Raw genomic sequence first — 633 nt, forward strand, 5'->3', positions numbered from 1 at the left:
GCGCCGATCAGTAGTGCAATTATAATCAGCCAAAAAGCCATTAGGGTTTCTTCCTGTCAGTCTCTTTCAGCAGCGCCGCCAGACGCCGTTGCTCCTGCTCGGAGAATTGATCATTTCTCCCGACGCCGCCTCGACGACGGCTGCGCATAATCACCACCGCGCAGCCAATCAGCACAAACATCAACGGCCCTAGCCACAGGATCAGCGTTGCCGGCGTCACCGGCGGTTTATAGGTGACGAAATTGACATATCGATCCACCATATAATCAATGATTTTCTGTTTGCTTTGCCCTTGCATCATCAATTCATACACTTTGGTACGCATATCCGCCGCGATGATGGCGTTGGAATCGGCAATGCTGTTGTTCTGGCATTTCGGGCAGCGCAGTTCTTCAGTGAGTTGGCGGAACTGCTGCTCCTGCGCTTCATCCTTAAACTGCAACACGTCGATGGTCGCCAGCGCTGAGCCGGAGATCATCAGCATCAGCACGCCCAATAAAAACCTCATTGTGCGGCCTCCTTACTGTATTTCTCCCACAGCGGCTTGATCTCTTCTTCCCAGACGCGAGGATTGAGATCGCCCGCATGGCGATAGCGACTGATGCCGTTGCCGTCGATGAGGACCGTGTCTGG

At 53.7% G+C, this 633-nt stretch carries 1 protein-coding gene; it reads right to left on the reverse strand.

Annotation, left to right across the window (positions count from 1 at the left end; translation table 11 throughout):
* Nucleotides 1-40: 40 nt before the first annotated feature.
* Nucleotides 41-508, reverse strand: a complete 468-nt coding sequence (locus AC5O77_RS22060) for a cytochrome c-type biogenesis protein (protein WP_494507204.1) — start codon at nt 506-508, stop codon at nt 41-43.
* Nucleotides 509-633 lie beyond the last annotated feature (125 nt).

Source organism: Stenotrophomonas sp. INTA L402-1, assembly GCF_059295135.1.